1 protein-coding gene is annotated in these 672 nt (G+C 67.4%); it reads left to right on the top strand.

What is annotated here, in order from left to right; all coding sequences use genetic code 11:
- Positions 1–651 (top strand): IS5 family transposase (locus tag Aau02nite_RS45890; RefSeq protein WP_212995004.1); only part of this gene is annotated, 651 nt, incomplete at its 5' end.
- Between the last annotated feature and the right edge of the window lie 21 nt (positions 652–672).

The raw sequence follows: 672 nt of genomic DNA, 5'->3' as shown, positions 1-672 counted from the left end.
CAATGGGACGCCCTGCCGGCGGACTTCCCGCACCCCAAGCTGGTCTATCACTACTTCAAGACCTGGACCGCCGACGGCACCCTGACCCGGATGCACAACCACCTGCGTGAACAGGTCCGCCAGCAGTGCGAGGACCGCGCCGCGCAGCCCACCGCCGCACTGATCGACTCCCAGTCCTTGCGCGGTGCGGAGACCGTCGCCCGGTCCGGCCGCGGCTACGACGCCGGCAAGAAAGTGAACGGCCGTAAACGCCACATCGCTGTCGACACCTGCGGACTGCTGCTCGCGGTCCTGGTCACCGGCGCCCATGTCCAGGACCGCGACGGCGCCCGGCCGCTGCTCTGGGCGTTGCACGCCTGCTTCCCGGGCATCCGGCTGGTCTGGGCCGACTCCGGCTACGCCGGCAGGCTGGTCGACTGGGCCGCCGACCAACTGCGCCTCACCGTCAAGATCGTGGCCAAACTCGCCGGGCAGACCGAATTCGTGGTCCTGCACCGCAGGTGGGCGGTAGAGCGGACCTTCTCATGGGTCAACAGGTGCCGACGAACCGTCCGCGATTACGAGCGCCTACCACAGCATCACGCCGCGATGGTCCAGTGGGCGATGATCACCCTCATGACCCGACGCCTCGCACGCCATCAACACACCTGAAACCCTTATTTACCAGGGTCT

It is taken from the genome of Actinoplanes auranticolor (genome assembly GCF_018332655.1).
Classification (GTDB): domain Bacteria; phylum Actinomycetota; class Actinomycetes; order Mycobacteriales; family Micromonosporaceae; genus Actinoplanes; species Actinoplanes auranticolor.
Note: the sequence above shows the minus strand (reverse complement) of the source record. Positions and strands in the feature narration are given on the sequence as shown.